Annotated in this window: 6 protein-coding genes; 4 read left to right on the top strand and 2 right to left on the bottom strand. The window is 69.7% G+C overall.

Translation table 11 applies throughout. The features are described 5' to 3' along the window. Positions 1-517 precede the first annotated feature (517 nt). Positions 518-1,738, bottom strand: coding sequence for an ROK family transcriptional regulator (locus tag ACOJUJ_RS07090; RefSeq protein WP_420126160.1), 1,221 nt, complete (start codon positions 1,736-1,738; stop codon positions 518-520). An 894-nt stretch (positions 1,739-2,632) separates the two neighbouring features. Here ACOJUJ_RS07090 and ACOJUJ_RS07085 point away from each other — a divergent pair. After that, positions 2,633-3,733: a 6-phosphofructokinase gene (locus ACOJUJ_RS07085; protein ID WP_420126159.1), complete on the top strand. Its 1,101-nt coding sequence runs from the start codon at positions 2,633-2,635 to the stop codon at positions 3,731-3,733. Positions 3,734-3,821: 88 nt separating this feature from the next. Here the strand turns inward: ACOJUJ_RS07085 and ACOJUJ_RS07080 are convergent, their stop codons facing one another. Next, positions 3,822-3,983, bottom strand: a complete 162-nt coding sequence (locus tag ACOJUJ_RS07080; RefSeq protein ID WP_420126158.1) for a hypothetical protein — start codon at positions 3,981-3,983, stop codon at positions 3,822-3,824. A 167-nt stretch (positions 3,984-4,150) separates the two neighbouring features. Between ACOJUJ_RS07080 and ACOJUJ_RS07075 the strand changes: the two genes are divergently transcribed. From ACOJUJ_RS07075 to ACOJUJ_RS07065, 3 genes are all read left to right on the top strand, one after another. Further along, a complete protein-coding gene (locus ACOJUJ_RS07075) occupies positions 4,151-5,056 on the top strand; it encodes a pseudouridine-5'-phosphate glycosidase (RefSeq protein WP_420126157.1) in 906 nt (301 codons plus the stop codon). After that, positions 5,053-5,613: a 5-formyltetrahydrofolate cyclo-ligase gene (locus ACOJUJ_RS07070; RefSeq protein ID WP_420126156.1), complete on the top strand. Its 561-nt coding sequence runs from the start codon at positions 5,053-5,055 to the stop codon at positions 5,611-5,613. The genes ACOJUJ_RS07075 and ACOJUJ_RS07070 overlap by 4 nt, the downstream gene beginning before the upstream one ends. 90 nt (positions 5,614-5,703) lie before the next feature. Continuing rightward, positions 5,704-6,006 carry a hypothetical protein gene (locus ACOJUJ_RS07065; RefSeq protein ID WP_420126155.1) on the top strand — a complete coding sequence of 101 codons (303 nt, stop codon included), beginning with the start codon at positions 5,704-5,706 and terminating at the stop codon, positions 6,004-6,006. Positions 6,007-6,244 lie beyond the last annotated feature (238 nt).

Raw genomic sequence — 6,244 nt, 5'->3', positions numbered from 1 at the left:
GTGTCATACCATCTCTCGGATTTCTCTGTTCAGTGAGGGGGTAGATTTTCCCGCGGAGGCGCGGAGAAATCAGAATAGGCGCGGAGGGAACGTTCAGAACGCCTCCGCGCCTCATCAGTTCCTCCGCGCCTCCGCGTGATGTTTTTCCGTCGTTCCTCTGATTGCACGACGAACTGCGAGAAAGGGTATCATTCTGAGGCTGAGAGGGGTTGAGAAACCTCAACTCTTCGTACGAAGCACACAGTCATCCTGAGGGAGCGCCACGCGGAACCTTCAGGAACACAAGAGCTTACGCGCGACCGAAGGACCTTCTCTCCGCCACCGTGGAGCTTGATGCGGGGCATGAAGCCAGCCTCACGCTTCTGCCGCCAAGGTCCTTCGGTCGGCGCCAGAGTGTTGTGTATGAGCAGGATATGGAGCGGCGCCCTCCTCAGGATGACTGGCGCGATTCGGGGTTTCTCAACACCCTCTCAGCCTCAGGATGACAGTGATCTCCCTGACGCAGTCTTTTCCGGGTTCACCCCACGGTGGGCGCCGCGAAGACGGGCGCGACGACCAGGGCGGCGGCGCCGCGCAGGCGGGTCTGCGGGTCGTGCGGCTCGGGGATCACGGGGGTGGCGGCGGTGCCCTGCGTAAGCGTGCGCTCCGCCAGAGCCTCCACCACGCGCGGCTTGATCAGATCCCACCCCGCCGCGATGTCGCCGCCGATCACGATCCGCGCCGGGTTCAGCGCGTTGACGATGGCGGCCAGCCCCAGCCCCACGTAGCGCCCGGTCAGCTCCAGCGCCTCGCGCGCGGCGCGGTCGCCGGCGCGCGCGCGGGCGATCACGTCCACCACCGTCAAGCGGCTCTCGCGCACCTGCGTGTAGCTCTCACGCGTCGCCAGCTCGCGGCCCAGATAGCGGGCGACCACGGCCGTGGTGGACGTGTACGCCTCCCAGCAGCCGCGCGACCCGCACAGGCAGGCGGGCCCCTCCAGCGACAGGGGGATGTGGCCAAACTCGCCCGCGGCGTCGCGGTGGCCGCGCACCACGTGGCCGCCCATCACCAGCCCCGCGCCCACGCCGTCGGAAAAGGTGACGTACGCAAAGCTGTCGGCGCCCTCGATAAGGCCCTGCCCCATCCACATCTGCGCCAGCGCGCACGCCACGGCGTCGCGCTCGATGTGCACGGGGATGCCGACCGCCTCTTCCAGCGCGGAGCGCAGGTCCACGTTGCGCCAGCCGAGGGTTGGAGCGTTGACGATGCGGCCCGTGGCGCGGTCCACCATCCCCGGGACAACGAGCCCCACGCCCTGGCACTCGCCGGACGACACGTGCGCGTCCACCAGCCGGCGAATGCGGGGTGCCAGCGCCTCCACCAGCGCCTCCGGCGTGGCGGGCGTGGCCAGCAGCTCGGTGGCCAGGGGACGGCCGCTGAGGTCGCTGAGCATGAGCTGCGTTTCGCTCAGCCGCACGTCCACCGCCACGGCCAGCCGGTCGTGCGCGCGCACGTGCAGCAGCGTGGGCTTGCGGCCGCGCGGCGACGCGCCGGTAGCGCCTTCCACCAGCAGCTCCGCCTCGATCAGCTCGTTCACCAGCGGGGTGACGATGCCGCGGGCCACGCCCATCCGCCGGGCCAGGTCGGCCCGCGAAATCGGCTGGTACTCGCGCACCAGGTTAAGGACGATCTGGCGGTTGATCTCCTTGGTGGTGGTGCGGGTGGCGCGCTGAAAGTTGCGCGGGTCGATCTTTCGCACGGGGAGGGTCGTTCAGGAAAGGCCGCGGGCGATTGCACGCGCGGCGGCGGCCATTCGTCCGTACGACGGCCAAATGGCGCCAGGCCCGCCGCCGCGGGAAAGATGGCCCGCGGCGCCGGGTTGATGCAAGTCGGCACGGCGCCGGGACTTTTCGGGTGCTGAGGTCCCAACGGGCGCGGAGAGGTTGCGGAGCCGCACGTACATGTTCACTCTCCGCTCGGTGTTTGTCAACAAACCCAACAAAATAGGCGGCCGGTCCCGCGTCGCCGCCCGCGCGGGCACTGCGCGGAACGCTTCGCTAGACGCTGGCGCAGGCCCTCTCCGGGCTCGTAACCCTCGCCCACCTCCCCCGAAACTGCCGGGGGAGGTTCAGGTAGGGCAGGGCTCTCAGCGATCCTGGTGATGGGTGCGGGATGGTGGGCCGCCCCCCTCCCCAGCCCTCCCCCACAAACTGCGGCAAACTGCGTGGCGAGGGCTGGGGATTGCGTCGTAGCGGGCTCGAAGTTTATACCCTCTCTCGCGAGCGGGAGAGGGTGCGAGCCTCAGAGAGCGGGTGAGGGCCCTCTCGGATGCAAGTCCGATCCTGGTCGCAGCGGGATCGCATTCTCCCCTCTCCGTGAGGAACAAACGGGGAGGGGCCGGGGGAGGGGCTTCCCGCCGACGCCATGTCGAGGCGTTCCCGAAGGACTCGCGTGCATGCCCTTACCACAGTGTGGGATGCGCGCGGAGTCTGGAAATGCGCGAGAGACAACTCTGTTGACTCTGTTAACTCTGTGTGAGGCCATTCTTTTGCGGAACCAGTGGAATGCACGATGCCAGGAGCTGCACTTGAGGGGTGTGGGGCGGAGCGGTATCTTTTCGAATCGACAACATCTCTAACAAATAGACGGGCTGATGGAGTATTCCGCGAACATCCGGCGCATCGCCATCAACACGGGTGGCGGCGACGCGCCGGGGCTGAACGCCGTGATCCGCGCCGCCACGCTGGCCGCCCACGCCAACGGGTGGGAGGTGTTCGGCATCCGCCGCGGCTACATGGGGCTGCTGAACGACGACGTGGACGGCGAGCCGGGGATGATGGAGCTGTGCGCCGACAAAGTGCGCGGCATCACGCACCTGGGCGGCACCATCCTGGGCACCACCACGCGCGGCAACCTGTTCGGCCTCGAGCCGCGGCAGCCGGACGGCACCTGGGGCCCCAACGACCCCTCGCGCGCCATCATCGACCGCTTTCGCGAGCTGGAGATCGACGCGCTGATCGCCATCGGCGGCGACGGCTCGCTCAAGATCGCGCACCGTCTGTTCCTCAAGGGGCTGCGCGTGGTGGGGGTGCCCAAGACCATCGACAACGACCTGGGCGCCACCGACATGACGTTCGGCTTTCAGACCGCGGTGGATGTGGCCACCGAAGCCATCGGGCGTCTGCACAGCACGGCCGAGGCGCACCAGCGGGTGATGGTGGCGCAGGTGATGGGGCGACACACCGGCTGGATCGCCCTCGAAAGTGGCCTGGCCGGCGGCGCGGACGTCATCCTGATCCCCGAGATCCCGTACTCGGTCGACCGCATCGTCGACAAGATCATGGAACGCGACCGGGCGCGGCGCCGCTTCAGCATCATCGTCGTGGCCGAGGGGGCCAGCGTGGCCGGCGGCTCGCCCAGCTTCGTGGGTGAAACCGGGCGCTACGGCGGCATCGCCGACCGCTTGGCCGACGAGATCGCCGCCGCGACGGGCAAGGAGACGCGCACGCTGACGCTGGGCCACATCCAGCGCGGCGGCAGCCCCGTGCCCTACGACCGCAACCTGGCCCTGCGCTTTGGCGCGGCGGCGGTGCACGCGGTGGAGCGCGGCAACTTCGGGTCGATGGTGGCGCTGCAGGGCAAGTCCGTGCGCAGCGTTCCCCTGGGCGACGCCGTGAACGACATCAAGCGCGTCCCCGTCGATGGTGAGGTGGTCCGCACCGCCCGCCGCCTGGGCGTTTCCTTCGGCGACTGAGGAACGACCGCCCGGGGGCGTCGAATGGACGCGAATGGGGGCGAGCCGTGGCTCGCCCCCATTCGTTCTTCTCCGTGGAGCGCTGACGTTACGCGCAGCAGATCGTCGGCCTGCTGCAGTCGCCCGAGACGGGATCCGTGTTGGTGCGGATGATGATGGATCCCGCGTACGCGGTGACCTCCGGCTCGAACACCACGTCCAGCGATTCGACGCTCAGGTCTTCCAGGTTCAGGGCGAGCTTGCGGTGCATTGCGATGCCTCCTGTAGATGGATACTGCTTCGGATGAAGCGTGTCCTGAAATGATGTTCATTCCACCGCGAGCGGTCAAGGCCGGGTCCGCCTCGCCAGTCGCACTTTGGCGCGCCGGTCCATACCTTGTGCCGCGACCGCATCACCGCATTCAACCGCCGGAGCCGATGATCCGCACGTCCCCGACCGTCGCCGACGCCCTCGCGCGGCGCAGCCCCGTCGTCGCGCTGGAAAGCACGGTGCTGGCGCACGGGCTGCCGCGCCCGCGCAACCTGCAGGTGGGGCTGGCGATGGAAGAGGCGGTCGCGTCCGGGGGCGCCGTCCCCGCCACCGTCGGCGTGGTCGCGGGCGTGCCGCGGGTGGGGATGGAACGCGCGGAGGTCGAGCACCTGGCGATGGCGGACGGCGTGCTCAAGCTTTCCACGCGCGACCTGGCCGTGCCCGTGGCGCGGGGGACGGACGGCGCCACCACCGTCGCCGCGACCCTGTGGCTGGCGATGCGGGCGGGGGTGCGCGTGTTCGCCACCGGCGGCATCGGCGGCGTGCACCGCGGCGACGAGCGTGACGTGTCCGCGGACCTGACGGAGCTGGGGCGCACGCCCATGCTGGTGGTGTGCGCGGGCGCCAAGTCGGTGCTGGACCTCGCCGCCACCCGCGAGGCGCTGGAGACCGCCGGCGTGCTCGTCGTCGGCTTTGGCACGGACGAGCTGCCGGCGTTCTACTCCGCTCGCAGCGGCATCCCCGTCGACGTGCGCGTGGACGACGCGGCGCAGGCGGCCGGGCTCTGGCGCGCGCACCGCGACCTGGGCCTTCCCGGCGCCATGCTCCTTTGCGCTCCGCCCCCCGTCGAACACGCGCTGCAGGCGGATGAGGTCGACGGCGCCATCGCCGACGCGCTCGCCCGCGCCCGCCGCGAAGGGATCCGCGGCAAGGAAGTGACTCCGTTCCTGCTCCGCGCCGTCGCGGAGGCCACCGGCGGCCGCTCACTGGAGGCCAACGTCGCGCTGCTGCTGAACAACGCGCGCGTCGCCGCCGCCGTCGCGGTGGCCGTCGCCCGGGCGGACGGCGCGTGAGCAAGGCCGCCATCCGCGCGGAGGCGCGCGCCTTTCTGCGCGCGCTCCCCCCCGCCGAGCGAGCCGCCGCGGAGACGGAGATCGCGCGCCGCGTGTGGGACGTTCCCGAGGTCGCCGGCGCGCGCACGCTCCTTCTCTACGCCTCGCTGCCGGAGGAGGTGGGCACGGATGAGATCGCGGCCGAAGCGCGGCGCCGCGGCATCACCCTGGTCTATCCGCGCTGCCTTCCCGAAGGCCGGATGACGCTGCACCAGGCCGATTTGCCCGACGCGCTGCGCCCCGGCCGCTTCGGCATCCGCGAGCCCGACGCCGACGCCTGCCCGCTCCGCGAGATCGGCGAAATCGACGCCGCGCTCATCCCCGGCCTGGCGTGGGACCGCGCCGGCCACCGCCTGGGCCGCGGCGGCGGCTACTACGACCGCCTTCTCGCGCACCCCGACTGGCGCGGCTTCCGCTGCGGCCTCTTCTTCGCCGCCCAGGAGTCCGGTTCCATTCCCCGCGAATCCTGGGACATCCGCCTCGACGCCATCGTCACCGAACGGGCGGTGATCCGCTGATGGCGGATAATGGACGTAGTGGACGACTCGCGTTGGATTTGCTATCTTTACTGCCGCGGGGCTCGACGGACGCTGGCGGAGGCGAATCGAATGATCAACCTCGACGCTTACGACCTAAGCGAACTCAGGGCCAAGTGGGACCGGAGGCGTGTGGGCGTGCGGCAGGTCAAGGCACGCTCCGACGTCTGCGGCATGACGCGGCCGGCGCGCGACCCGGATGAAACCGCCTTCCTCAAGGAAACCGGCCAGGAAGGCCCGTTCCTGGAGGTAGAACTTCCTGGGTGGCGCGAGTGGCTTGACTACCGGTCCACACCTGCCGAGCAGCGCGTCGGACCGCAGCTCAACGCGGCTTACTTTGCCGCGAAGGACCGCGCCCGAGGCTTCCTGAAGTAAACGCGAGGGGGTGGATGACGATCATCATCATCATCCACCCCCTCTCCCATTCTTCCAGGCTCCAACGTAATCAACGGAGTCAACGGAGCGTACAACTCTGAGTCCGGTCCAAGAAGTCACGATGGCTGATGCGGCGGTGTCAGGCGAATGCGGCCGTGGCCCATTGAGCGGGTCTCCAGAGGCGGATGAAGGCTCGGAACCGTCCGCGCAATCGCGGCCCCCGCCCGCCGGCATGTGC

The sequence above is a fragment of the Longimicrobium sp. genome (assembly GCF_048594345.1).
Lineage (GTDB): Bacteria > Gemmatimonadota > Gemmatimonadetes > Longimicrobiales > Longimicrobiaceae > Longimicrobium.
Note: the sequence above shows the minus strand (reverse complement) of the source record. Positions and strands in the feature narration are given on the sequence as shown.

Bases quoted from the DNA above. Each gene is read 5' to 3' on its own strand.
- ACOJUJ_RS07075 (WP_420126157.1), top strand. From the start codon at position 4,151: ATGATCCGCACGTCCCCGACCGTCGCCGACGCCCTCGCGCGGCGCAGC.
- ACOJUJ_RS07085 (WP_420126159.1), top strand. From the start codon at position 2,633: ATGGAGTATTCCGCGAACATCCGGCGCATCGCCATCAACACGGGTGGC.
- ACOJUJ_RS07065 (WP_420126155.1), top strand. From the start codon at position 5,704: ATGATCAACCTCGACGCTTACGACCTAAGCGAACTCAGGGCCAAGTGG.
- ACOJUJ_RS07080 (WP_420126158.1), bottom strand. From the start codon at position 3,983: ATGCACCGCAAGCTCGCCCTGAACCTGGAAGACCTGAGCGTCGAATCG.